The organism is Microscilla marina ATCC 23134, from assembly GCF_000169175.1.
Taxonomy (GTDB): domain Bacteria; phylum Bacteroidota; class Bacteroidia; order Cytophagales; family Microscillaceae; genus Microscilla; species Microscilla marina.
In genome coordinates this window covers 89,166-115,997 of the sequence record NZ_AAWS01000023.1, presented here as the reverse complement: position 1 = coordinate 115,997, position 26,832 = coordinate 89,166, and the positions used below count along the sequence as shown (strand labels likewise).

The 26,832-nt window shown below is 40.7% G+C and carries 11 protein-coding genes; 4 read left to right on the top strand and 7 right to left on the bottom strand.

The window, feature by feature from the left end:
• Positions 1-154: 154 nt before the first annotated feature.
• The 4 genes from M23134_RS20810 to M23134_RS20795 all read right to left on the bottom strand — a co-directional run bounded on the left by M23134_RS20810 (position 155) and on the right by M23134_RS20795 (position 13,745).
• On the bottom strand, positions 155-10,108 hold the full coding sequence (locus M23134_RS20810) for a lectin-like domain-containing protein (RefSeq protein WP_082226627.1): 9,954 nt from the start codon (positions 10,106-10,108) through the stop codon (positions 155-157).
• A 1,076-nt stretch (positions 10,109-11,184) separates the two neighbouring features.
• The gene (locus M23134_RS20805; protein WP_045114010.1) at positions 11,185-11,892 is read right to left on the bottom strand and encodes a hypothetical protein; all 708 of its coding nucleotides are present in this window, start codon (positions 11,890-11,892) and stop codon (positions 11,185-11,187) included.
• A 171-nt stretch (positions 11,893-12,063) separates the two neighbouring features.
• Positions 12,064-13,311, bottom strand: a complete 1,248-nt coding sequence (locus M23134_RS38580) for a Kelch repeat-containing protein (protein ID WP_002699541.1) — start codon at positions 13,309-13,311, stop codon at positions 12,064-12,066.
• A gap of 251 nt (positions 13,312-13,562) precedes the next feature.
• Positions 13,563-13,745 carry a hypothetical protein gene (locus M23134_RS20795; RefSeq protein WP_045114009.1) on the bottom strand — a complete coding sequence of 61 codons (183 nt, stop codon included), beginning with the start codon at positions 13,743-13,745 and terminating at the stop codon, positions 13,563-13,565.
• Positions 13,746-14,236: 491 nt separating this feature from the next.
• On the opposite strand from M23134_RS20795, the gene msrA reads away from it, so the two are divergent.
• Both msrA and lpdA read left to right on the top strand, forming a co-directional pair.
• Positions 14,237-14,800, top strand: a complete 564-nt coding sequence (gene msrA / locus M23134_RS20790) for a peptide-methionine (S)-S-oxide reductase MsrA (protein WP_045114008.1) — start codon at positions 14,237-14,239, stop codon at positions 14,798-14,800.
• Between the two features lie 291 nt (positions 14,801-15,091).
• Complete coding sequence (lpdA, locus tag M23134_RS20785) at positions 15,092-16,486, top strand: dihydrolipoyl dehydrogenase (RefSeq protein WP_002699533.1); 1,395 nt, start codon at positions 15,092-15,094, stop codon at positions 16,484-16,486.
• Between the two features lie 90 nt (positions 16,487-16,576).
• Here lpdA and M23134_RS20780 read toward each other — a convergent pair whose 3' ends face one another.
• From M23134_RS20780 to M23134_RS20770, 3 genes are all read right to left on the bottom strand, one after another.
• On the bottom strand, positions 16,577-17,686 hold the full coding sequence (locus M23134_RS20780; RefSeq protein ID WP_002699531.1) for an alpha/beta hydrolase family protein: 1,110 nt from the start codon (positions 17,684-17,686) through the stop codon (positions 16,577-16,579).
• Positions 17,687-17,748: 62 nt separating this feature from the next.
• Positions 17,749-18,405 carry an SdpI family protein gene (locus M23134_RS20775; RefSeq protein WP_002699529.1) on the bottom strand — a complete coding sequence of 219 codons (657 nt, stop codon included), beginning with the start codon at positions 18,403-18,405 and terminating at the stop codon, positions 17,749-17,751.
• A gap of 26 nt (positions 18,406-18,431) precedes the next feature.
• On the bottom strand, positions 18,432-18,722 hold the full coding sequence (locus tag M23134_RS20770) for an autorepressor SdpR family transcription factor (protein WP_002699527.1): 291 nt from the start codon (positions 18,720-18,722) through the stop codon (positions 18,432-18,434).
• Between the two features lie 316 nt (positions 18,723-19,038).
• Between M23134_RS20770 and M23134_RS20765 the strand changes: the two genes are divergently transcribed.
• Both M23134_RS20765 and M23134_RS20760 read left to right on the top strand, forming a co-directional pair.
• Positions 19,039-25,197: a hypothetical protein gene (locus tag M23134_RS20765; protein WP_002699526.1), complete on the top strand. Its 6,159-nt coding sequence runs from the start codon at positions 19,039-19,041 to the stop codon at positions 25,195-25,197.
• Positions 25,198-25,237: 40 nt separating this feature from the next.
• Positions 25,238-26,110, top strand: coding sequence for a hypothetical protein (locus M23134_RS20760; RefSeq protein ID WP_002699525.1), 873 nt, complete (start codon positions 25,238-25,240; stop codon positions 26,108-26,110).
• Positions 26,111-26,832: the final 722 nt, after the last annotated feature.

Genomic DNA, 26,832 nt, shown 5'->3' with positions numbered 1-26,832 from the left:
GGAAAAACAAAAAAAGTTGTTACAATATTCGTTGATACACGATATCACTATTTTAATTGACCGCCAAAACAGGGCTTAATACAAGGCATAAAAAAATCCGGTGCCTTTACAGACACCGGACCTTTTATTTATCTATGAATAGCAAAAGTAATTATTAGTTCTTAATCACTTTTTTGTCTATGATAGCAGTTTGAGTATCACCATTTACGCCTTTGTAAGTGATAATACATTTCACTAAGTATAAGCCACTGGCTTTATTAGTCATATCAAAATGTAGTGTTTTGCTGTCAAAAGCATCTTTGCCTACAGTTTTGCTGGCTAGTTTTTTACCATCAATATCAGTCAATTCAATTTTTACATTGATTACTTGTGAGGCAGGTACACTATACAACTTAGACACGTCTACACCTAAGTCTGTTCTCACAGGGTTAGGCAATATAGTTACATTGTCTTCGCTGGCAACCTTGTCACCTTGATATGCTTGGTACACTGATCCACCCGCACATCTGATAGCATCTACATCAAAGCCATTGGCGTTGGCATCAGAGAAATCAGCAGTATTGCTCACATCTACAATCTTGAAGTACTGCGCCCACTTAAGGCTACCAAAATCAAATTTAGCATCCAAACAAGCCTCGCCTAACAGTACCCAATTGTTACCATCCTGAGAAGCATACACTTTTGCTTTTTCAGGATTGGTAGAGCAATCACTAATCGGACTATGCTCGATGATCTCAAGGTCATCATTGTCTCCGTTAAAGATTACATAGTCAAATTTAACAATCAACTCTCCACCAAAACCAAGCGATACAGCTTCGTTGGCATCATCAGGATTAGTTACATCACCCAATGCTTTGTTAGGATCATTGCCATCATCCAGGTCAGTACCATCTTGGTTCTGTCCAGGTTTGAACGATACCAGCTTAGCCGCTACACAAGAAACCAATGGAGCAGGATCAAAAGTATCAGGCATTCCGTGCAAACAAGCCATTCCGTCTACATCAAAACCGTTGGCAGTTGCATCGGTAAAGTGAGTTGGGTTACTTACATCAATCACTCTCACATAAACCGCCCAGTTAAGTTCGCCTAAATCAAAGTCACTGTTAGCACCACAAGCTCTGCCCAGGTATACCCACTTCTGACCATCCTGAGAAGCAAATACATCTGCTTTTTCGGGGTTGGAAGCACAAGTAGTTCCTGCTGGGCTTGCCTCTACTATACGAAGGTCATTGCCTGTACCATTCTTAATTGGCATTGCAAACGTCATTGTGATGTCTCCACCAAAACCTAAACTTGTGTAAGTACCTATAGCATTGGTTCTTTCAGGTTTGTTTGTCACCTTAGATTTATCACCCAACTCAGGTAAAACAGGTGAACCATCTAAATTGGTACCTGGAGTATGATTCAATACCCCACTTGCATAACACTTCTCATCAGAAGTATCAAACGTAACCTCAGTAGTTACAGCCGCTGTATTATTTGCCAGGTTTGGATCTTCTACTGTACTTGACACACTTGAAGTAAGCTGATAAGTACCTAGGTTATTCATCAACAACTTCACCTCAAAGGTAGCCGAAGCACCCAAATCAAGGCTTGTGATGGTAGTATGGGTAGAAGAAATCAAAGTAGCTCCCGTAGGGATCGCATTTGCAATACTGATGTTATCAGCTTTGTCAGGACCGTTATTAGTCACTGTAAAGATATAAGTAGCCTCTTTACCCTCACCTATGGTAGCAGGACCTGTTCCAGTAATGGCAAGGTCAGCTTTTGGCTTAGCCACTACTACTGTTTGCACCGAAGAAGTATTGTTACTTGTATCCGGATCAACAGGAGAACCCACACTCACCGTAGCAGTGTTTGTGATTGTTCCAGTAGCAGTAGCGATAGCAGTTACTTTAATGGTTTTACTTTCTCCAAGGTTGATTGAACCTAAGTCCATAGTATCTTCTTCAAAAGAACCACCAGTTACTGACAAAATGCTCAATCCATCAGGAAGTGCATCAGTTAATGTAACTGAATTGGCCTTTCTAGGGCCGTTGTTAGTAACTGTAATAGTATAAGTAAGGGTATCGCCTACATTTGCCGTGGCTTTGTCTACAGTTTTTACCACTTGAACATCTGCTTCATCTGTCGCATAATAAATACGCTCCCAGTTTTGGTCTCCACAAGGAGTACTGATATTGAAAGAGATATTGGCTTTAAATAAACCAGAACCATCTGTAGCTACATTACCCCATTGACCCTTTGGAGGAATAGGAATAGTAATCTCGTAGGTTCCATCCTGAGTAAAAGTACCAGAAACCTCCACTGCCTGAACCGAAGGATCAGTTGGGAAAGTAAGCTTCCAGGTATAATTTACTGGCTCAGTAATATTAGCAATGGTTACTGTCACCTTATCATCCTGACCATTCCAAACAGTATTTAACTGTGTAGAGTCATTCAAAGGCGTACCATTTAACAAAAGTTCACAAGCAGGATCTTCTGATGGATTGTGTGGGTTACAAGTAGCATCTAACAAGATGTTGGCCATTGCCTTGATCATTGATTCGGCATTGTCTACTGTATGATAAGTCGCCCCAGTTTTGTGAGCTCCATACTCCAGAATATCATCATTAAATGAAGCTTCGTTATTACCAGCATCCTGGTCAATACCTAGTCCATAAATCAATGCATCAGGAGTTTCCGCCTTGATTTCATCAATTGCTCCCATTACTTCTGACAACACCTGACCGTTGTACAAGCCATAAGATGAGCTAATCCAGGTATTTAATCCACCCATTTTAGCTACCACCTCTTTGATACGAAAAACCTGAGCCACAGGGTCAAAAATGTCTACTGCAGACACTTTCAAGTGGTCGTAAGGGAAGTTACGTAAGTCATAAGTAGGCACACCATCTGTAATTAATACAACTACAGGCTTTTTATCAGCACTACGCGTTTTCAACAACTCTTTGGCACTTAACATACCTTTTGACATTGGAGTACCACCATTAGGCGCGCCAAGGTTTTCTACTATACTGTTCAATTGCTGGAAGTTATTTGTAAATCCAGACATTACTTGAGCAGTAGTATCATTAAATACTATCAACGCCGAACGGCTTGACATTCCTTGTTGAGCAAGTGCAGAGTTCGCATAAATCAAAGCATCCTGGGCTGCACGGAAACGACTGATTGTTTTACCAGCATCGTCAGTTTTTGGATACTCCCACTTCATACTACCCGACATATCCAACACATAAATTACTTCTATTGGAGGCTCACACAAATCAGGTAAAGGTTGTCCTGGACAAAGATTTTCAAGGTCAAGGTTAAAGTCACCGTGTCCTGATTTCCCTTCACCCACTATCTCCCAGAAGAACCAGGCAGAAGCACCAAACTTCACGTTCTTACCGTTGGCAGTAAAGCCTACTTGTAAGCCCATTTTACGGTTTGCAGGCTTGTGAGTTAGTTTAATTACCTGACTCCCTCCTACTTTGGTCATGGTAGCTTTGGTTTCATCCATTTCGAAGAACTTCCACTTATTAGTTACTTCGTCAGGCTGGTAACCAGGCTTCAACTCTTTTTTAGCCGTCATTGGATTAGTTGCAAGGTTAAACCATACATCTACCAAATAACGGGCTCCCTGGCTAGTACCACCACCATTTGTTACGGTAGCATAACCATATATATGCGCCTTACTGTCATCTTTTAAGATGTCCATGTAGGCGTTGTTATCAAAAGTAAACTTGGCATCTTGTCCAGACACAAACAAGTTAGGCATCCAGATACTATGATCGTGGTTACCATTGTGTGCATCGTCAGATACCGCGTTGCTCAGTCTGTGACGGAAAGCATTGTCAGGGCAATCCAGCGTATCATCAGGACAAAGGTTTTCCATGTCCATAATAAAGTCACCAGACCCTTTTCTGTCTGTGCCTACTTCTTCCCAGAAGAACCAGGCAGCTGCGCCAAACTTCACATTCTGACCACTGGCGCTTACTCCTACTTGCAAGCCAAACTGTTTGTTGGCAGGCATGTGGGTAAGTTTAAATACTTGATTACCTCCTACCAAAGAGATTGTAGACTTGCTTGCGTCCATCTCAAAGTATTTCCAATCTTTTACTACATCAGGAGTTTGAGTTGGAAGGGTAATCTTAGGCTGCATGTTGTTGGTAGCTTTATGGAAAGTAGCATCTACCAAATAACGGGCTCCCATGCTTGATCCGCCACTACCAGTTACTGTAGCATAACCATAAAGACGAGCACTAGAACCATCTCTCTTGATGTCCATATAAGCCTCTTTCTCAAAAGTCATTCGGGTAGTTTGTCCTTGAACAAACAAGTTAGGCATCCATACGTGATAGTTTTCACCATCAGGGCTGCCATTACTTAGTTTATAGCGGTAAGCATCGTCAGGACAAGTAGAGTTGTCACCACTTTCTACGGTAACTTCACAAGTACCACAAGGGATTTCAGTATAAACGTCTACTTCTTTGGTGATTTTAACCACCTTGGTTTTCAACTTAGTTACCCCTTGCATATACACCGTACAGTGTACATCTTCGTAGTCTAAGTCGCCATAACCACCTGCAATATCTTCAAATACTACAGTCAATACTTTATCACCAGCTTTGGTTGGGTGATCAGAAATACCTGCTACTACACCTTCGTGTTGGTTTCTGTTCCAGTCTTTGATACTGTACACCAATTGATGCTCAGGAATAGTATTCCAAGTAGCACCATTGTCAGTAGAGTACTGCAGGCGAGTACCAGAAAAACGTAGTTGAGCAGTAGGGTTCTGAACGATTGGGTTTTTAGCTGCCACATCGCCTACCAATACAAATCCCATTTTAGTTCCCGCAGGAACGGTTCCAGGAAGTGTTGCAGTAGCCGTTGACATATTAGTCAAACCAGCAGATAAAATATGCGGCTCAGTTGGAAGCCCACCTTCAATCTTAAACCAAATAATGGCATCAGTATAACCTATACGTCCGGCTTTAAAATCAAACTTAAGATTAGTTTCATCTGCCATAGTAGTCAAGTCCAGAAGGCTTACTCCTTTGTCAGAGTATGGTACAAGGTTGCCTTCACGATCCTGCAGTTTCTGACGCTCTTTAAAGATAAACCAGTCAAGGTCACGGGCATCATATACTTTGCCTTCGTATACCTGAATGATCTCTACACGCTCGCCAACTTCTATAATTTTAGTACCAGTTTTGATGGCACAATAATCACCTGTAACAATTGTACTGTCAGGAATGCTCTCTGCACCCATGGCAAATACAATTTTACCATTGGAAGGCACAGGCGTATCAAAGTCGATAACCGTGTTAGGGCTAATCAACAAGTCGCCAGTCTTAGTAGCTACATTGTTTTCATACACAGTGTAGTACACATAAGCATCCAGGGCATTCTTGTTATTGATTTTTACATCGTTGCCATTTTTGGTAATCTCAATGTTGTCACAAGTCAATGGCTCAGTGCCCTGAATAGTTACAGAACAGTTGCCACAAGGAATCTCAGTGTAAACATCTACCTCTTTAGTTTCCTTCACCACCTTGGTTTTTAGCTTGGTTACTCCTTGCATGTATACTGTACAGTGTACATCCTCAAAATCACGGTCGCCACCACTTACGATGTCTTCAAAAACTATAGTCAATACCTTCTCCCCTGCTTTGGTTGGGTGATCAGAAATACCTGCTACTACACTTTCTTTCTTGTATCGGTTCCATTCTTTGATAGAGTAAACAATCTTGGTTTCAGGTATATCACTCCAGCTAGAACCATTGTTGGTAGAGTATTGCAACTTGGTTCCAGAGAAACGCAATTTAGCATTGGGATTTTCGGCCAATGGGTTGTGAGGAGCGGTAGCACCTACCAACAAGAATCCCATTTGGGTTCCGGCAGGAACAGTGCCTGGCAAAGTACCAGTAGTAGTCACACTGCTTCTCAAACCATTGGCTAATATATAAGGATCTTTAGGTAATCCATTTTCAATCTTAAACCATACAATCGTGTTGGTAAAAGCAATAGTACCTGCTTTAAAATCTACTTTCAGGTTGGTTTCGTCAGCCATTGTCTGCAAGTCAGGAAGGCTTACTCCCTTATCAGACTCAGCTACTGTATTACCATTACGGTCTAATAACTGCTGACGCTCTTTAAACACAAACCAATCAAGGTCACGGGCATCGTAAGTTTTGCCTTCATATACTTGAATAGTGTCTATGCGCTCACCAGCTTCTACAGTTTTAGTGCCTGTTTTTACTGCACAGAAATCGCCCGTAGCTACAGTGCTGTCCTGAATATTGTCTGATCCCATATCAAATACAATCTTGCCATCGGCAGGTACTTGAGTATGAAAATCAACAGATGTATTGGCATCCACCATTAATCTGCCTTTGGTATCATTGCCTGCATCAGTAATGGTATAGTAAACCACTATTTGTTTGTCGTGATCATTGTTGATCTTCACATTGTTGCCAATTTTCTCAATTCTGATTTTACCACAAGTCAATGGTTCCCCATCTCCTGGTCCTGGATCAGGTCCGGTTGGCAATTCATCCATACAAGAGCTAGACATATCGCCATAACCCAATACACTTAGGTCACCTTTGGCGGCAAGGTCGTAAGTAGCGCCTGTAGAAGGATCCACTACACTAAAACCTTTTTTACCTTTGCCAGCATATACCAGGCTTCCAGTACCGTGATTCAATACAGCTATACCGTTGATTTGGCTTCTTGGAGTACTTCCTATTTCTTCAGCGGTCATTACACCAGCTTGGGTAACTACACGGTATACACGACCACCATTGGCAGCAGTAGATACGTAGAAGGTCCCATCCTGAGCAAAAGTAATGTCTCCACCCTGAATGTTCAGGAAGCCATTATTAAGGTTGATTTTACCCAAATTAGTATACAACGTAGCCTCGATGTTGTTCATCACATACACCTCATTGCTTGAGTTGTCGGTAAAATAAAGCTTGCCATTAGGAGAGAACGAAAGTTGAGTGATTTTACCCACGTTCAAATATCCTATTGTATGGTAAGTGTTATCGTCTAGCTTTAAGTAACCTAATTCATTATTCCCACTACCTTTTACAGCATACAAACGCTTACCATCTAAACTCAATGCAATGTGCGCATCGCTAAATGGTAGTTCAGCAATTTCTTTAAAAGTTACTGTTTTGTTCGTAAGGTCAGTTTGAGTAGTATAAATTTTAGAGTTTACACCATTGGTATGGTTGGCATAATAAACACTTGCTTCACAAGGAATCAAAGGAGGTTCAACGTCGGTTTCAACGAAAAAGCAAACTTTGTTAATGGCAATATTAGGATCAGAAGGACGGTTACCACCATATTGAGTAGTACCATTATTAGAGAATTCTAATTTTACCTGAGCAATTCCATTTCCAGTGACAGTGAATGTATATCTTCCTGATTCACCTTCTTGTCCGCCGCAAGCATCCCCTTTCTTACCAATAGTTTTACCTGCTTGAGTAGTATGTTTAAGCTCATCGGTATTTATTACATTTCCGTCTTTGTCGTAAGCTACCAGTTTAGCTGAGTGCTCAGTAGCCTTGGCTGGGTTCCAGTCACCATAATCAACCAACCTTAAAGAGAAGCTGTTTACAGTAGTACCAGGTTTAAACTTGAAAGCGTAGTCGTGAGTACGGGTAGCAGATGGACGAGTATCGGCAAAACCAGCACCAATACAACCATTGGCCAATTTGCCTTCAGTAATGTATACTATGTCGGTACCACCTTCGCTCAACCTTTTGGCAAGTCCACCACCAGTCGTAATGTCTAACAAAGGATGCGCAGTACCCATACCTTCTACCACAGTACCAGGAGTAATATTATCAAACGCTACACAGTTTTGTGCAGGAATTACGATGTCGTCGTTGATGTCACACCAGTCAGCCCAGGCAAATGCAGTAATTTTATTGTAAGAAGTAGTTAAACGCTCTTTCTTTACGGTTTGAAGTGTTCCCAAATCGTACACAAAAACAGTCATTGCACCACTTTTTGATACAGCACCCATCAACAAACCATCTGGTCTTACCTCTAAAGCCGAAGTTTCGCCTGGCAGGTTATGAGCTACCTCAGTAATTTTTTGCGTGTTGTTATCATAAGCAAACAGCTTAGCCCCAACAGTCGCATATAATTTATCTCCATCTTTGTCCCAGGACAAACCGCTTACCTGGTAGTTTGAAGCTGCTTTTACAGTAGCCTGACCAGTAGCAAGGTCTATTTGTACCAAACCAGTACCAGTAGCCCAAGCCCACAAGTGGTTATCCATTCTATTGAATGCCAAAGAAGTAAGGTTAGTATAACCAGTAGCTCCTATTGAAGTCAACTCACCTGTGCTTGTGTTTACCTTAAACAAATGTCCTTTTTGGTTATTGGCATTAGCCGAACCAGACACAGCGTATAACACTCCATGTACAGGGTGTAATTCAACTCCCTGAATATCGGCACCAGCATTTGCATCGCCTAAAGGCAAGACAAAGTTGTGATTATTAATGTCTACAGTATAAAATTGACTATTACCCTGATCGGTATTTACAGCATAAGCTTTACAATCAGGCATATTAGCCGGAGGGTTAGGCGAGGCGTTGGCATCCATAGTGAAACAAACATTGCCAATGGCAATATTAGGATCAGAAGGGCGGTTGCCAGCGTAAGTGCCTTTGCCATCATTATAATACAGAACCTTTACTTTGGTCATCCCATCACCTACAAGTTTAAAGGTATAGTTGCCCGGTTCACCAGGTTTGGCAGTACAGGCATCACCGGTGAGTTTGAGGTTACCATGTGAGGTCGCAGTTACAATCAAGGAATCAGTATCTACTACTTCTCCTTTTGCATTGTATCCTACCAATATAGCAGACTGAACTTGTGCTTTGGCAGCATTATAGTCGCCAAAATCCAACATCTGCATAGAAAAATTCTTTACAGCTGCATTGTTTTCAAATGTAAATGTATAGTCATGTAGTCTCTTTTTTGAAGATTCAGTATCAGCAAAACCTTTTCCATTGCCTAAACAACCATTGACTACTTTGTCTTTGCCATTGGGTGCAGTATAAATGGTTTTACGACCATCTTGATATAAAACCTGTGCTTTGCCACGACCAGTGCTCACATTTAAGAGGGGGTGAACTTTGCCCAGACCTTCTACAGATGATTTGTCTTGCAAACCTTCGTAAGTAGCGCAGAAATCGGTAGGAGTAAAAATAAGCTTGCCGTGTGGGTTACAGAAATACTGTAAATTGTAGCTATGTCCTGTAGCACCAGAAATACCCCAATAAGGAGTGGCTGTACCTAATAGGTCAATCAGGTCACGGTTTACCTCAAATAATAACTCAGAAGTTTTATCAATTTCTTTGTCGTTATTCTTGTCCCAATATACTTTTACTTTTTTAGCAGAAGCATACCATTCAAAACGAAGACGGTGTTCTTTACCATCTTCCATTTCGGGCATTTTGATCAATGGAAATGTAGGATCATTGTGAGTGACCACACCATTTTCCAGATAAGCGATGTGGTCTTCGCTTGGGTCCATTCTGGCAGGGTTTTGCCAGGTATCCATCTCTATTCCTATAGATGGGGCAACTCCCTTTGAATTGCGTCCGGTACCATATCCTAAACCTTCGCCAAAATCACCTTGGGCATCGTTTCCACGAGGATCATTATGAATCATTAGAATTTGGCCATCAGCACCATTGTCGGTACGAGTTCCAAAATAAAAATCCAACTCTAAGGCAAAGTCCTTGCGGAGGTTAAGCTTCTCATAAGAAAAAACACGTCCGCGTTGATCACGACCTTCAGTGGTGATTTCAACACAGTCGCATGCTTTCCCATTTTTGATGAGAGGCTTAGCCAAACCACCCATAAAGAAATCTGTCTTTAGTTTAGGTGTGGGTAAGAAGGTATTGACTAGTTTAGTTGGAGTTTGTTGCGTTTTGGGTGTTAGTTTTGGTTTCGTGGCAGTGGGATTCTTCTTAGTAGAAGAAAACCAGCTTTTAATGGACAAGTTATCGAAATAACCATTCCTCTGTGCCTGTATTGAGAGGAGTCCAAGAGCCATTACTACCAACGTTGCTTTGATAGTTGTTGCTACTTTTCTCATTTGGTTAATTATGCTTTTAAAAAAACTATTTTAGTTGGGATAATGAAAATATAAAAAAGAAAACATACCTGATTTACACTAATTCGTAAGGGTATATTTCCTGCTTGTAATTCTGCTTTGTTGTTAGTGTTAAGATATTGACTATTAATTAAGTGTATTGTGTCTTTTCTGCATTGCACAGTGCTGGTTCAACCAAATTCTAGCGGTATATTTGTAGTTGTTGCTTTTTAATTCCTTTTATGTATACATATAAAGCCAAAAACTGAAATATGTACTCACCCGTTACATTTATAGATGCTGTTAAAATAATTCTATAAAATAATCGTTTATAGGCTTAGCTTTTGGAAATCTTCTAACTGTATCCTGTTTTTGTGGATAAGGTAAACACGTATTTGTTAATTTTTTGTAAAAAAAATCACGAGAGTAATTGATGAAACTCTCCTCTTCGCAATAAAAACTTGAGCAAACTTACATAAAATTATTGAGTTTGAATAATGTTTCACCCTATTTAATGAGAAAAAAACGATTGTACTTTTACAAAAAAACCCAAGTATAAATACTTGATTTACAAAAGCAGCTATAAACACCTGATTTTCCCTAAAACCCCTCTTAACACACATCAAAAAGTACAATCCTAATGTACTCTTCTATGTATAGTCAATGGCTTATCCTAAGCATAAAACATCGCTTACGATAAAATCAACACGATTTGAAGGTATATCCAGCTAAATAACTAGTAGCATAGCCCCATCGCCTTTGAAAAAAAACGCTCTTTAGTTATATGGCAACTCTCATGAACATGACGTTCAAAAAACCGTATATTTTCTTAAAAACAGTGTGGTCTGAAAATAAAATTTTTCAAGGATGTGCTAACTCAAAATCAGGTAGTGTAAGACGTAAAATACAGGGGCTGAAAACAGGGCTAAAAAAGAATACTTTATGTAGAGAAAACCTTTAAACGATGAAGCAAAAAAAAGGTTGCCTAAAAAAGACAACCTTATATACAAGAAGTTATTAATATTAGTCACACAAGAATTAAACGACGCAGGTAATTCAGAATTATATAAAGTTATTTTTTATTTTTTTGCCAAGCTTTTAGGGTAAACCGAACCATTCAAGTAGATTACTAACCCACTACGTTCTGCTACCTTTAAACTGGCCGCATACTTTTTAAAAACAAAGTTTTCATTGACTACCATATAGTTCAAATAGCTTTTGCTTTTTTCGGCAGGCACATCTACTGAAATTGTTTTTTTACCGTCAGCACCTAACTCCACATTATTGGTTTTATCCCCTACGGTGAGCTTAAATTGTATAGGTTTTGCCAGTGGATTAACAAATGTAAAATCAATGGAGAAGTCTTCTTGATTGGCCAACTTGTTTTTGGCCTGTTTGGACATAGCTATATGTACAAACTTTACTTCTTTGTGGTTTTGAACATCTATTTTACGCATTACGACTTTTTGCCCTCGCATACTTTTATTAGCACGAGGACCAGCAATGGAGGGAAGGTCTTTGACCAATACAAACTGCCCTTTTGCCCATACAACTACTCCTCGTTTGTATTGCGGAATGTCTTTCAGTGATTTGGTAAGCTTATAAGGTCCCAGGTCAATATTAGTACACCCTTGCTCACACATAGAACTCACCCAATAAGCATATTCAGAAATAACCTGCACTGGTTGTTGCCGTTTTATTATTTGTATTTGACCATAGCAGGTAATGCTACTGCACAAATAAATGACCATCAACGTTATAAAAATTTGTTTTGTAGGGTTTCTCATTGTTTCTGGATTAGAGCATAACAGTCATAAAAATACACTTTGATGACAAGATACTCATATCAATAAATGTGCTCATTTGTAATACACACCTGACTTATAAACCACAAAAACTACCTTGATTCTTTTAATCAAGGTAGTTTTATTAAAGCTTTTTATGAGTGTTAAAATATTTTAAGGAGTATACTGCCAAAAATCACGCATTGGGCTATAGCTGCTGGTATAATTATTTAAGCCCCAACCTGTACCAATGTAAGCCTTATTGCCTATGGCAAAACCTATTGCCCAAATTCTTTGACCACCACTAAAGTCCGTTTTTTTTGTCCACTGATCGGTCGCAGGATCATACTGCCACATATCGTTTTTATAGCCCGACTCTGTATACCCTGTGCCTACATAGCCTTTGCCACTGATGGTAAATGCCAAAGCACTACCACGCCCTACTCCACCAAAATCGGCCACCTTACGCCATTGATCTGTAGCCGTAGGAGTAAACTCCCAAAAATCCTTGCGATCAGTATTGCCAGTACCTATATAAGCTTTATTATTAATTACAAAACATACTGCTTGCTTACGACTTAACCCAAAAAAGTTATCATCTGTAAGATCAGCCATCTGTGTCCAACGATCAATGGTTGGGTTATACTCCCACATGTCATTTTGGTTGCCTCTTTCGTCAAGTCCTGTACCTATATACCCCTTACCATTGATGGCAAAGCCTACTGCTTCGGTGCGTGCTGAACCTGCAAAATCGGCTTTTTTTGTCCATTGATCGGTCGCAGGATCATACTGCCAAAAATCTTTGTACCAGGTAGAGGTGTTAGCACTTGTGTTATAGAGGCGCCCTGTACCCATATACCCTTTGCCATCTATCACAAAACTTACCGCAAAGCCACGTTTGCCTCCCGGAAAGTTCGCCAGTTGTTTCCAGGCATTGGTTTGAGTATCGTACTCCCAGAAATCGTCTTGACCCCGAAACCCTAAACCCATATATATTTTAGTACCTATGGCAAATCCACTGGCACCATAGCGAGTATCACCACCCACAAAAGCAAGTTGATTGGCAGGATATTCTACAACAAAATCGTCCTTACTTTCGGCTTCCAATGCTTTGTCACGTACTTCCAGTTTTACTTTGCCACTGGTGGCATACTGTGGAATAGTTACAGTGATTTTTTCATTTTCAATTGTAGAAATACTGGCTCTAAGCCCATGAATGGTTACCCTTGCCACATCCTGTATTTGGTTGGTAGTAATTACTACCTCGTCACCCACTTTACCATTGGCAGGCACAATTGAGACAATGTCGTAACCATCACCATCGGGTACACTTGTCACTGGCTGAGGCTCTTCATTTTTTTTGGCACAAGCCGCTACTATAAAAACTAATGCGCTGATGTAAACTAATAACTGTTTTTTCATTACTTTGAATGTTATTGAATTATAATAAGTTAAGCAGGTAATGTTTAAACAGTAGATTTACACAAATCAACCCAACCAGCCAAATACAACAACCATTATAACAAGGTTTTAACTAACTGAAAAAGAGTCATTTGTAGTTTACAGGAATCAGTTAGCACTATTTTAAAAAAAGACAAAAAAATCCCTGCCAGGATCCTACTGACAGGGAAAAGGAGTTAGTTTAGTACACAGATACCTACTTCACAAAGCCATCAATTGGCCTTTTGAACGGAGTCGGTCACAGTTATTTTCTGATTTAAATTTGTTGCGCTTGTTGCTTTAAAAGTTTTTTTATTTCCGCTCATAGCGGCGTAACCTCCTAAAGCTATCAGGCAGGCAAACATCAGAAAGCCAGCAAACATGCTGACTAACTGCCATTCTTTTGTATTTTTCATTATTAAGCTTGTGGTTTATGAATAGTTCGATGGTATTTGATCACTTTTATTTTAGTAATATTATTCTTTTTCAGATTTTTTTGATGTTGCAATTAGCATAAAATACAGCAAAAAAATAGCACTATTTCAAGTCAAAACTCACATTAGCGATTTTTCTTATCAAATAATTAACAACTCTTCCCCAAGACAGTCAATCAGTTTGTTCGTATGTCTGTTAGCCGACAGTTAAACCAAATAAAAACAGGTATAATGCTCCTATCAAACTATGAACCTGGCTCGCCTTTTAGTAAGGAACTACAAATAGCACACTTTGCTGTTGCCCTCACCTATACCCAAAAAGTCGAGACAGGTGCTGTGTTAAAACATTTTACCTGAACCATAACTTATAATGATTTATGTATAACTTACTCAAAATAAAAATGCTACTTGTTGGGCTTATGTGCCTGGCAATGGCTTGTAATTCTCAAAATAAGGTTAGTAACAGAACAACTATGACTCAAACAAACAACCAACCTACTCCTGAAGGATTGGAGAAAGCTACACTGGGGGCAGGCTGCTTTTGGTGTGTAGAAGCCGTTTTCCAAAGACTAAAAGGGGTAACTAAAGTAGAATCGGGCTATACAGGTGGCAACACCAAAAACCCTACTTACCGCGAAATTTGTACAGGTACTACCGGGCACGCTGAAGTAGCCCAGGTTACGTTTGACCCAAAGGTAATTAGCTTTGCTGAGCTATTAGAAGTATTCTGGCGCACTCATGATCCTACCACGCTCAATCGTCAAGGCAACGACGTGGGTACGCAATATCGTTCGGCTATTTTTTACCATAGCGAAGAGCAACGAAAAATAGCCGAAAAATCTAAAAAAGAAGCGGATGCTGCAGGTATATGGCCTAATAAAATTGTCACCGAAGTTACTCCTTTGGGGGTGTATTATCCGGCAGAAGATTCTCATCAAAACTATTACAACAATAACCGAAAACAAGGGTATTGTGTATATGTGATTGATCCCAAGGTAGAAAAACTTAAAAAGAACTTTGCGGACAAGCTAAAGTAAATCATTCATTCGCCTCGAACCAGGCTCAACAACTCACCCCAGAAAACACTTCTTAAAAATTAAGGGGTGTTTTTATCTGGCATAATAAGCAACCAATAGCACAAAACTCGTTTTTCTCTCCTCACCCTAAACTCCTGCTAAATTTCTTTTTTTTCTCATTTCTGCTACCTTTGTAAGGACTTGTATGCATTGTAGAATTTTTCAAAAAAATTAATCATTTGGCAAAGAATGGTAAATATGAAAAATTCTATTCCGAATTGATTTCTCAACATCTTAAACACACATAAAAATATGTCCACACAATATGATCTTATTGTAATAGGTAGTGGTCCGGGAGGCTATGTAGCTGCTATTCGTGCTTCTCAGCTAGGAATGAAAGTAGGCATAGTAGAAAAAGCCGAGCTAGGGGGTATTTGTCTGAACTGGGGATGTATTCCTACCAAAGCGTTGCTTAAAAGTGCTCAGGTATTTGATTATATTACCCACGCCGAAGACTATGGAGTAAAAGTGAGTAAGGCTGAAACTGATTTTACCGGAATGGTAAAGCGTAGCCGTGATGTAGCAGGAGGAATGAGCAAAGGAATTCAATTTTTGCTTAAAAAAAATAAAATCGATCATATTGCTGGCTTTGGAAAAGTACTTAAAGGTACCAAAGTTGAAGTAACCGACGACAAAGACGCCAAAACTGTATACTCACCCAAAAATATCATACTTGCCACGGGTGGTCGCGCCCGCGAACTGCCTAACCTGCCTATAGATGGCAAAAAAATTATTGGTTACCGCCAGGCAATGGTGCTCGACAAGCAGCCTAAGTCAATGGTAGTGGTAGGCTCTGGTGCTATAGGCATCGAGTTCGCTTATTTTTACCACACCATTGGCACCGAAATCACCATTGTAGAGTACATGCCTAACATTGTGCCTAATGAAGATGTAGACGTGTCGAAACAACTGGAGCGCACTTATAAGAAAAAGGGTATGAAGGTGATGACCAACTCTGAGGTAACCTCGGTGGATACTAAAGGTAAAAAGTGCAAAGTACACGTAAAAACCAAAAAGGGCGAAGAGATAATAGAGTGTGATGTGGTACTATCAGCGGTAGGTGTAAGCACCAACATCGAAGGCATTGGTCTGGAAGATGTAGGCGTGGCAACTGATCGTGGACAGGTGGTAGTAGATGAGTTTTACCAAACCAATATTCCTAATATTTACGCCATTGGCGATATTGTAAAGGGACCTGCTTTGGCACACGTGGCTTCGGCTGAAGGAATTATTTGTGTAGAAAAAATGACCGGACACAACCCTGAGCCATTAGACTATGACAATATTCCAGGATGTACTTATTGCGCTCCTGAAATTGCCTCGGTGGGTTATACTGAGAAAAAAGCCAAAGAAGCAGGGTATGAACTTAAAGTGGGTAAATTCCCATTCTCTGCCTCAGGTAAAGCCAAGGCGGGTGGAGCACCTGATGGTTTTATCAAGGTAATTTATGATGCCAAATACGGCGAATGGTTGGGCGCGCATATGATTGGTGCCAATGTAACCGAAATGATTGCCGAGGTAGTAGTAGCACGCAAGCTGGAAACTACCGGACACGAAATTTTGAAGGCGGTTCACCCCCACCCTACTATGTCAGAAGCAATCATGGAAGCTACTGCTGCGGCTTATGATGAGGTGATTCACTTGTAGGTTAAAAACAAGTTTTACCTTATACAAAATACAAACACCCTTGACTAAATCATGAAGATAAGTCAAGGGTGTTTTTGTACCATTCGTCAACTACTTGATTACTGTTACCCGTTTCAGTAGCCAGTTGCTTACAGCAGGTAAAAACTCAGGCAACAACTCTTTGGGGAGTTTGGCGTATTCGCTGGGTGAACCAGTGTTGGCTTTTTGAAACAAGTGATTGGCATTTTTGAGTACCTTGATGGTTACATCTTTGTTTCCTGCCTTTTTTAGAGCTTTTTCCAAAGGTTCTCGGTTCTGTGAGGTCAGCACTTGTAAATCTTTTTCACCAAAAATGGCAAGCACTGGGCAAATAATTTTCTCCATATTTGGGCGAGGGTCATAACTGATAAAAAACTTGTACCAGGGGTTTTTCACTCCTTTGAGCTGTTGTTTAATCACATATTCGGCATACACTTTAGGCTTGGTAATATGGGCAGTTTTTTCTTTGGGTAGCTTTTTTATCTCTTCTAACAAATAAGCCACATTTGCCTTGGTCACTTCATCCCAACCTTTGCCTGTTTCTAAAGCCTTAAACATCATCAACGAACGTTTTCTTTGCGCTTTGCACTCTTCGTCTGACTTGCCTTGGGCTTTTAGCATAGCATCCGATTGTTCTAAAATCACTTCTTTGCCTGCCACCGTGGGTCCTGCCATCAATACCATAAAGGCAAGACCAGGATGTTTGGCATAGACCAAATGCGACACAATACCCCCTTCGCTGTGCCCCAATACACCTATTTGTTGGGGGTTGATGTCTTTTCTTTTTTCTAACAGTTGAATGGCTGCTACCACATCTTCGGCAAAATCTTCGGTGGTTGACTGCATAATTTTTCCTGTAGACTTGCCCACCCCTCGGTCGTCGTACCTCAACACAGCTATGCCTTTAGCAGTAAGTTCATCAGCAATTTGTTTAAATATTTTGAACCCCAAAATATCCGAATCACGGTTTTGTGGTCCGCTGCCCGTAATAAGTACTATTGCGGGATGTTTGCCCTTGGTTTTGGGCAAAGTAAGGGTACCACTCAGGGTAATTTCAGCATTCTTAAAAATGACTTCTTCTTCAGTATGTGCTTTGTTTTGTGCTATTGCCTGGCTATTTATAAGGGTTGCCATAAAGCAAGCAATGAATAATAATGTATGCAAATGATTCAATTTTATCATGAGTAGTTTAGTCAAGAGTTATACTGCAACTTAGCTAATAATAGGTGGGTTTATGGTGTAAATTAGTCTTCTTTGAGTTGTTTGTGTAAAATATAAGAATACACGGTTGGTACCAATACCATGATTAAAATGCCTATCATAAAAACCCACATTGGCGATTGTATAGCATAGAGCATGACCAAAGATATAAGTGCCGTAACCACCCAAACCTGTCCGCCCAAACGGTGGGTTTTTACCCAAACATTTTCGTTTTCGATAGTCCAAGGGGTACGAATGCCCACAAAATAGTTGGGGCGAAGTTTACCCATAAAGTTGCCCAAGACTAAAAATAACAACAAAATAAGGGTGAGGATGGCTTTGAATAAATGAAACTGAACACCTGCCGAATGGATAAAGATAAGGCAGGTAATGGCCGCTATGAGCGTAGTACTTGAAAAGATCACCCAACGAAAAGCGGTTTTAAACTGCTCAAAGTTTTTCTTAGGATCAATTTTAGGCAACAAAAAAAGTAAGCCATACGATACAATGTTGATGCCCATAAACAGGGCAATGCTTACCTCTTTAGCCGCATAAGAGTCAGGTTTGCCGTGAATATTCCAATGTACTGGAATCTCTGCCGGGAGCTTGCTCCAAAGTAACGCCGCAATTGCTGCTGGTAAGGCAATGGTGAGCCCACCCCAAACCCACCAAATCAAGGTATGTTGTTTACTGTCCGTCATATTTTTTTAATGTTAAAGTTTTACAATTAATCACTCATTGCCTGGTCGCTCGAAGGAGCCTCACTGTCTTTGAGCCCCATTAGCCAGGTCACTATATCTTCAAGCACTGAAGTACTCAACGAATAATATACATATTGCCCTTTTTTGACCGACACTACCAACTCTGCCTGCTTAAGCAAGTCAAGATGATATGATACACTGGGCTTGCGCATATCAAAATGGTCTGCAATCTCCCCTGCTGTCAGGTCGCTGTCTTTGAGCAAATCCAGAATTTTACGCCGAGTAGGATCATCCAACGCCTTGAAAATTTTTTTCATGTACTATTCATTTTAATTCAATAGTTAGATAATTATCTAAATATATATTTTTCTAATGACTCACACAAATGTTGAGCTCAAAAAATCTTCCTTTTTGAAACTCATACTCAACTTAAGTAATTGTCTATAAACATTTTACAAAAAAATAAGTTATTTAATTACTTATAAGGTGATGTTATATGATCATCATCAAAAAAAAATAGTCCTAAGAAAAAGAGGAAAGATGCACAATTTTGGCGGCAGGGAATTATCACTAACCGAGGGAGGGGTTTTATAAAAGAACGCCCTATTATTACACCTATTTATTAAATATCCGATGCCCAAGTCAACCCAGAAAACTGATTCGATCCAAGAAAACAGGACACAGCATACATCACCCAAAACCAATGCTGGCACCAATAAACACAAGGCCAAACAACGCCCTATAACTGCCAAACAAACGCCCATACAACGAAAGAAAAATCACGGAAGAGCTGCCAAAAAACAACACTGGCAGCATGAGATTAACGAAGAAATAGACTTATACTATGAAGAGAGGTTTGACACAGGTAGAGAAGATTACTTCCCTGACCATAGTGAACGCCCGAAAAAAAGGAAAAGAAGAAGGAAGAAAAAGTCAACTCCCCCACTCAAAAAACCACAGTCGCTTATTGTCAAAGATGTCCCACCCAAGATAAAGAAAGATACCCTGCCTTTGCCAGAGGTAAAAATCAACCCTGCACCTGCATCAAAAAATCGTCGGAAAGAAGTGAGTCCCATCCAACTACCCGGGGGTGACATGGGCTACGAACGCTCGGCACGGGAGATAAATGATGGAGAAAAGATTTTTGAGCAAAACCGTAACTATGCCATCACCGCAATCAGTAGGCTTAATCAATATTTACATACTTTAGATGAAGCCATTCTTAAAACTCATAACAGCGACCCTACCCTCGCTACGTTAAAAATGGTAGCTAAAGAAGTGAAAACAGCCATTGAAAACATCCATCAGGATATACATCAGGCAGTACAAGATGTATCGTTGGCTTTATCACTTAACTTGTCGGCTCCCTACACACTCAAAAAACAAAAGGCAGTTACCCAAACCATAGACCAACGCCTTGCCCAGCTCACTACTCAGGCAAACAACTTCAAAAACACTTGGGATGGAACTATAGCCGCGCTGGTAGCCGAAACACAAGCCTTGATAGCTTCTAAAGGGCAAATACATATTGGTGACAAGGCTGAAGCTAATGGTGATTCTGACCAAACACTTCACAAGGTGTACGCCCCTTACAGAGGGCGGGAATTTAGAGGATTAAGCCAAAAAAATCCGGAAAAGAAACCAGGTGGACAAAGCTCATTAAAGGCTACTTTGCTGGAGAAAAGCATGTCGATCAATGCAGCCGCCCAGCAATTATATAATTTGCTGATGGTGAGTTTTTCCAAAGACCAAATTGGTTTTATTCAAGCAATCAGGCTTATGTCACGCCCTGACACACACAAGGTAGAAACTGCTTTTATAAATGTGCCTGATAATACTACCAACCAAACCTTGCGTGAAGTACTCATCAAACGTTATGGTATGCCCAATGTAGACAACGATCGCAAAGAGGGGCAACGCGCCAAATACTTGTTTGAACTACTCGACAATGGAGGGAAAGCCACCAATGCCACCCGCCTGGCAGTATCACTGGGGCTGATGGAACGGGGTACTTGGGCCAGGTTTGTGTCTGACGAAGAAGAGGTAGTAAGACTGGCTGAGTTGTGCGACCCACACGAATTGGAAAAGCTCTGGAATATTTATGGGGCTACTATGCAACGTAGCCTAAACACCTACAACTATCGCAGAGTCAAAAATTTTGTTATTTCTAATACGCACTATGCTGCCATCAAAGCCACTGCCAAGGCAATAGGCAAAGAAAAAGACCCAGAAAAAAAAGCGGCACTGGAAAATAAACTGGGCGAATGGCAAGCCAATATTTTGAGGGACAAAGATGGAGTATCAGCTTTTTTAACACAAAAAGACCAGCAATTGGCAGCCATTGTCAAAAACTTTAGTGTTGGCGCCAGCAAATACGTGGGAAGATTTGGGTTTTCGTTGCCCAAAACCGATGGCAAAGTAAAAGACCTTGCCAAAGCTGTAGAAGCCTGGCTCAAAACCATTGCTAAAGAAGAAAAAACTTATTTTAATAACCAGCCTGTCATTCGTCGCTACATATCGGGGCAAACCGTTCAGTTCAAACCCATTGGTACATTCAAAGACAAGGACCAGAACAAGGAATACGAAGAAATAAATATTACCCCTCCTAGCCCTACCAAATACCTCCAGTCTATTGGCGAGGGGCAAGCATTGCTTGGCAAAGGTTTTTGGGGCAAACTGGGTGGCTCCATTGCAGCCATTTTTCAATACCCCGCCGCACTTGCGACCAACATTTTGTCTTTGGGCAGGTATACCCTCTTTTTGTCTGACAATCAAAAACAACAGTACCGCGCCAATAAGATGGGCTGGAACTCAGGCGACCGAAAATTTTTGCGCTATATGTTAGAGGCAGGTACAGCCAACAACGACCGACAAGACGATCACCCCGACACAGAAAACCGACACGAACCTGCGCCTACCAACTCAAAAAAACCTGACCGAAAGGCTTACTTGCCAGGCTTAGAAGAGGAACGAATAGAAGGACACCAAGCTTCAGATCTCAAGCAAATTGTAAATACAGTACGCCACATTATTCAAACCCGTGGGGCAGAATTTGAACCTGAAATGTTGGCGGCACTGGTAAATATTGCCCGGCAAGCAGACATTACTTACCAAGGCGGAGGCTGGGATAATAAATGGAATCCACTCAACGCCAAAAGGTATAAAATCAACCGTCGGCAAGACTTGGTAAAATCGCTGATGAAGCTGCCCGACCGCTGGAAAATTCAATTTTTGAATGCCTTTTTGCCCAAAGACCAATCTCTAGACAAAGCCACCGATGCCCAACAAGCCAACGACCGCACCGACTGGGCATTGGATTGGGTAAGGCGAGTATTGATAGCCTTGCGGGTAGCACCTAAACAAATACATGAAGTAGTAGGTAGCCTGAGGTATGGGGGCGATGTCTCTCCTACTTATTTAGAATTGAGGCGTTATGCAGGCAAAGAAAGCTTTAGCTCGCATAAGGTGGTGACATTGGCTTTTCAGCTCAATGATAAAGAACTGAAAATTGCTCAAACAGACAAAGAAATGCATGTAGGGCTGGAGCGTCAGTTTGCCAAACACCTGAAAAGTTCTTTTTTGGGCATTTCGTGGAAACGAAAATTGGGTAATAAAAGCATTGTAGAGCGATTTAATAGCCTGAAAGCTCACTTGCATATTCACCCTTTGCTCGACTGGAGCAATGATGGACAGAATATTAGTAAGGGGAGTTATAAAAAGCTGGAAAAGAAAACTTCACACACCCTCGATAAACGCATCAGAAAGGATATAAGTGACGGAGCATCAGACCTCAACCGTGAAGAAAACCGTTTGCCAGATAGTGGTTACAAACGCTATCACCTCGACTATGTGGAGTCTAAGGATGTAAACGATGATATAGGCAAGGAACAAACAAAACGACGTGACCAACAAAGCGACCTGGATAACCTGGAAGGGGTCAAAGAACTGTCTTACAAAGCGTACCGGGCAAAAGTTAAAACGTATGCCGCTCGGTTTGCCCAAATAATAAAAAATACCAGCGACTATAACAAGGCATTACAGGCAGCTCTTGATGTATGGCAAAAAGGTGATGAATTTGTGATGTCAAAGGTACACTTCAACGCAAACCTTACCAAATGGCGTAATCCTAACTTCAGGAGAGACGAGCATTCTTACCCAACCTACGCCCGCTCGCTCCAGCAACGTAAAAACATTTTCTTTGTAGAGGTATACAGTAATTTGTTACACAGTGATTTTAAGGCTTACCGAAAGTTTGAAAAGTTAACTAAATTTAACTACCGCCAAGAAAGCTCCTCACGTAATGTAAACACTGTCACTAGCATGTATGGACACGATTTTGACCTGATCAATGAAATTCTCAAAAGCAATTATCGCTGGTTTAGACCTGCCTCAGGGCGAGATAAGGGTGGGGCTGGAGCAGCTTTTACCAACCTCAATGGCAGGGTATTGCTGGAAGAATGGACCAATGTGCGTGAACACCGTGACAAGATTGCCCACCGCACCCAGTTAAAAGAAGCTATCAAAAATGAAAAACGCCAGAAAGAGCCCAATGAAAGGCGAATAAACGACTTAGAAACAGATTACAACAAACTAAACACCCTCATCAGCAACGAATGTATACCTATGCCTCGGCAAGACCGACTAAGGCAACTCAAAAATGCTTTTCCGAACGATGGTGCATATATGGACATGGTGCGTAACCTGTTGTTGCACTTGAGTAATTCGGCGGAGTTTGATAAAAGCTTTTTTGATGCTTTGAAAGAAAAAGGCTACCAATCGGGCGACATGGTGACTTTGACTGAAGTTTATAAGTACCTTGCTTCGCAAGAAAAAGAGAAGTTTTTGACAGGGGGCTCTATGACTACTCAATGGAAAGCCCTCACAGTGAAAAGTACCGAACGTAAAGAAGGCGCCGCTCGTTTGGTAAGTGCCATGCGCGAACTAGACAGCGCCCGTGATAAAGGCAAAATACACTCGACCATTGGCGAAAATAAAGGGTTCTTTTATGATACATATTTCGATGATGTAGAAGAACGTCAGGAAGGCTATGAAAAACAAGCGGCCAAATACCGAAAAAACCTTGGTAAAATGCTTTGGATGTTATCTACTGCGGCTTTTGTGCCTTTTGGGGCTGGTTTAGGCATAGGCAGTGCACTGGCAGCTAAGTTGGTGATTTCAGCATTTTTTACCGGGCAAGGAATGGCCATTACCTTGCTTAACTCGGTACTTGATCCTTATAAACACAGCATAGGAGGCACTTTTGGCGAAACCGCCTGGACAGGTGTCAAAGGGGCACTTTTATCGGGGGTGTTGATGGGTGGTTTTGAACTTAAAACCATTTTTGAAAATATGAGTTGGCTAGGTACCGAAAGTATTGACGCGCTGGAATCGGCAAATGTAGACAATGAGGCGTCTTTTTTTGACCGATTTACTGGCAACCCCGAAAAACGCATGGAATTATTGGGTAAAAAAGCCGGGGAGTATGGAATGCGCAAGGTATACAAAGAAATTGGCAAAGAAATTATCAGAGGCATTGACAAAGGAGTAAGGGAAGGGCCTCAGGCTGGGTTAGTGAACTTTAAAGATGTGTTTAATCGGGCGTTTATTGTAGAGATGTTTTCTAAAGTAATGCTTAAAATATCGCTGACTGATGGAGCTACCGGAGTAGCTCCTGCCCTGGATGAGTTATTTGGAGCTCCTGACAAACCTAAAGACAAATATACTAACAAAGATTTTGCTGACGACTTTAGAGGAGGTGAGTTACGCAGAAATGTTCGACGAAAGTTATATGAAAAACTAGGCTTTAAACATTATACTGGCATGCTGGAGTATGCCATATCCAACCAAAACCCTGCTTTTCGTCCGTTTATTGTAAAATACGATGTAAGCCGAAAAATGCCTACTGCTCAAGAGTCCGTAGACTATCTAAAACACAAAGAAGAGGCAGAAGAAGCATTGCTCCACCTGGAAATGAAAGTAAATAAGGTACAAAGCCAACTCAGCAAGAAAAAAGAAGAGGATGTGGAAGACTACACCCCTGACTTTACTTTTTTGAATCGCCTTATATCCAACATAGAGCAAAACGCCCCCGAAAAACTAGCAGCACTTACAAGCGCCATTAGCAGTACCTGCGTGCCCCAAATAGATTATATCATCAATATTTTATCAGGCTATCAAAGTGAGGATGTTACAACAGGAGTCAAAAACATAACCCTGACTGATGAGAACGGTCAAGAGCAAACTTTACTCCATCGTCCAACTGACTTATCGGGAGGGCGCTCGAAGAAAAAAGACACAAAACCAAACAAGCTTGCGCCAAAATCTAAAGGTCGCGCTCCAAAGAATAAAACGACCACTAAAAGAAAAAAGAAAAAATCCTCCAAAACCTTGTCGTGGTTTGAAACTAACTCAATAGTAAATAATGACACACCCAGCGAGCATTTACCCAGTCTTTTTAGGGTAACCAATGTATCAGGCAATAATAATAATTGTTTGGTATTTTCTATTGCTACAGGTATAGGCAGAGCACTCACCAACCAAGAAGCCTTGCAGATAAGGGACACTATAGGAGTGTACCATCAAGGTTTTTTGGAGAATAACTTCAATATTGTAGATAAAATATGTACCGCACTGGGGCAAAGCATAGAAATACGCTGGTGGCGACAATCTTCGGTAAGTACCGTGGCACCTGCTGGTATCAATTTTACTTATGGCACGGGACCAAATAGTGGTCGAGTAGTAAATGTAGTAGAGGTAGGCAATAACCACTTTCAGTTATTATCGGAGATTTAATAACACCTGAGCTCACTCACTTTTAAATTATTACACATCAATGTTTTCTAAAAGTCTTTCAAAAAACCTTACACTTCAGTTTGATCAAAAAATGCAGTGGATGCTTGGCAACACCCCATTGCAAAACGACACCAACATTGCCCTGTTAAAAAAATGGTGGCAATACCTGAGTGTACCTCCTGCTTTATTTAGTGCAGCCACAACTCAACAACGTAACTGCCTTACTTTCAGTACGCAGGGACAAACACTTGAGGTTTTAGAAAGTCACGCCAATTATTATCATCAAGAACTAGGGGTGGCAATGACTCGCTTGCAACGACTAGAAACGCTGGGCGAACGCTGGCAACCCAACACACTGGGGAGTTGGATAGAGCTAAACACCTTGGGAGCAAATGCCGGGTGGCATGCTCCCGTAAATTTAACTGCAACCGAAATACTTGCTACACTTGATGAAGACAGCCTCAACCGACGCTTGTTTTATAGGTGGACCCAATACCAGCCCGCATTTAAGGGCATTCAATACGGAGAAGATTTTTCTGGAGTGGGTATTCAACAAATAGAACTCTTGTTTGACGCTACACAAACGCTTGTTACCCAGTATCACCATGCACTTGCTTTGGCAGACTTATATAAGGTTAACGCCTTCCCTCCTTATCTACAAGAAATACTAGAGCATTATAACACTACCCAATTGGCTCTTTCGCTATGGCTCACCCCGCAAGGCGTGGTAAAGTTTGGCTTAAAAGTATACCAACCCTCAGTAAAATTGATGCTGGCGTTGACAATGCTTACTGGATTAAGCAAAACCGACGAAACATCATTGGCTCTAATACATAGCTCTTTTGACAAAATTGCTTGGGTAGAAGTTCAACAAGTCACCAAAGGACTGGTAACAATGCTAGAGTTGAGGTAAATTGCTTTGACCAACAAGTCTTATAATAATCAATTATGTTAAGTAAAGTGATTAAAAACGCTATCATAATCAGACTACTACCAGGCTTACTTACACAAAAAGTTGTAATATAAAGCCTCAAAATCGACAAAAACCATCGCCTGCGACCTAAGTTTATACAAGGTTTACTTCAAAAAACAAGGTGCTAACTCTACACACTTTTACGCTGGTGTAGTCTAGCGTACACTTAGATGTGCCCCACTTAGCCTCCAAAAAATAAGTTCGGAAAAGACAAAATACATCAGTGAACTTTTACAACACAAAAACAAGGGTTTATCTAAGTTTACAGATTACCAATACAATATAAACTCAATAATTAACTACTTGTCTGAGGGATTGATGCTACGCAGTTCCTCTCCACATTATTCAAAAATTAAGCTCACCTTTATAATATTATATTAACTAAAACATACACAAAATTAACCTTTAATTATACCACCTAAACAAAAAAAGTTCTAACATTTGTAAGTTTTTTACAAAAAGACACTTTTTTACCTTCCTACAACTCTCTTACTTTACATATTATTTTACGCCACAAAATTTTATAAAATATGAATTTAGCAAAATATACTTTTGCGTTACCTGCCAACATACCGGGTAACGCCTTCTATTCTATTGCCTGTTGGCAAGCCCCACATCAACATTCTATTACTCAAGTAAATATCTAGGCTCAGCAGCCCTTC

What these genes read in the sequence shown, in the direction of transcription:
- lpdA (WP_002699533.1), top strand. Translation starts at nt 15,092, where the DNA reads ATGTCCACACAATATGATCTTATTGTAATAGGTAGTGGTCCGGGAGGC.
- M23134_RS20805 (WP_045114010.1), bottom strand. Translation starts at nt 11,892, where the DNA reads ATGAGAAACCCTACAAAACAAATTTTTATAACGTTGATGGTCATTTAT.
- M23134_RS20760 (WP_002699525.1), top strand. Translation starts at nt 25,238, where the DNA reads ATGTTTTCTAAAAGTCTTTCAAAAAACCTTACACTTCAGTTTGATCAA.
- M23134_RS20775 (WP_002699529.1), bottom strand. Translation starts at nt 18,405, where the DNA reads ATGACGGACAGTAAACAACATACCTTGATTTGGTGGGTTTGGGGTGGG.
- M23134_RS20770 (WP_002699527.1), bottom strand. Translation starts at nt 18,722, where the DNA reads ATGAAAAAAATTTTCAAGGCGTTGGATGATCCTACTCGGCGTAAAATT.
- msrA (WP_045114008.1), top strand. Translation starts at nt 14,237, where the DNA reads ATGACTCAAACAAACAACCAACCTACTCCTGAAGGATTGGAGAAAGCT.
- M23134_RS20765 (WP_002699526.1), top strand. Translation starts at nt 19,039, where the DNA reads ATGCCCAAGTCAACCCAGAAAACTGATTCGATCCAAGAAAACAGGACA.
- M23134_RS20780 (WP_002699531.1), bottom strand. Translation starts at nt 17,686, where the DNA reads ATGATAAAATTGAATCATTTGCATACATTATTATTCATTGCTTGCTTT.
- M23134_RS38580 (WP_002699541.1), bottom strand. Translation starts at nt 13,311, where the DNA reads ATGAAAAAACAGTTATTAGTTTACATCAGCGCATTAGTTTTTATAGTA.
- M23134_RS20810 (WP_082226627.1), bottom strand. Translation starts at nt 10,108, where the DNA reads ATGAGAAAAGTAGCAACAACTATCAAAGCAACGTTGGTAGTAATGGCT.
- M23134_RS20795 (WP_045114009.1), bottom strand. Translation starts at nt 13,745, where the DNA reads ATGAAAAATACAAAAGAATGGCAGTTAGTCAGCATGTTTGCTGGCTTT.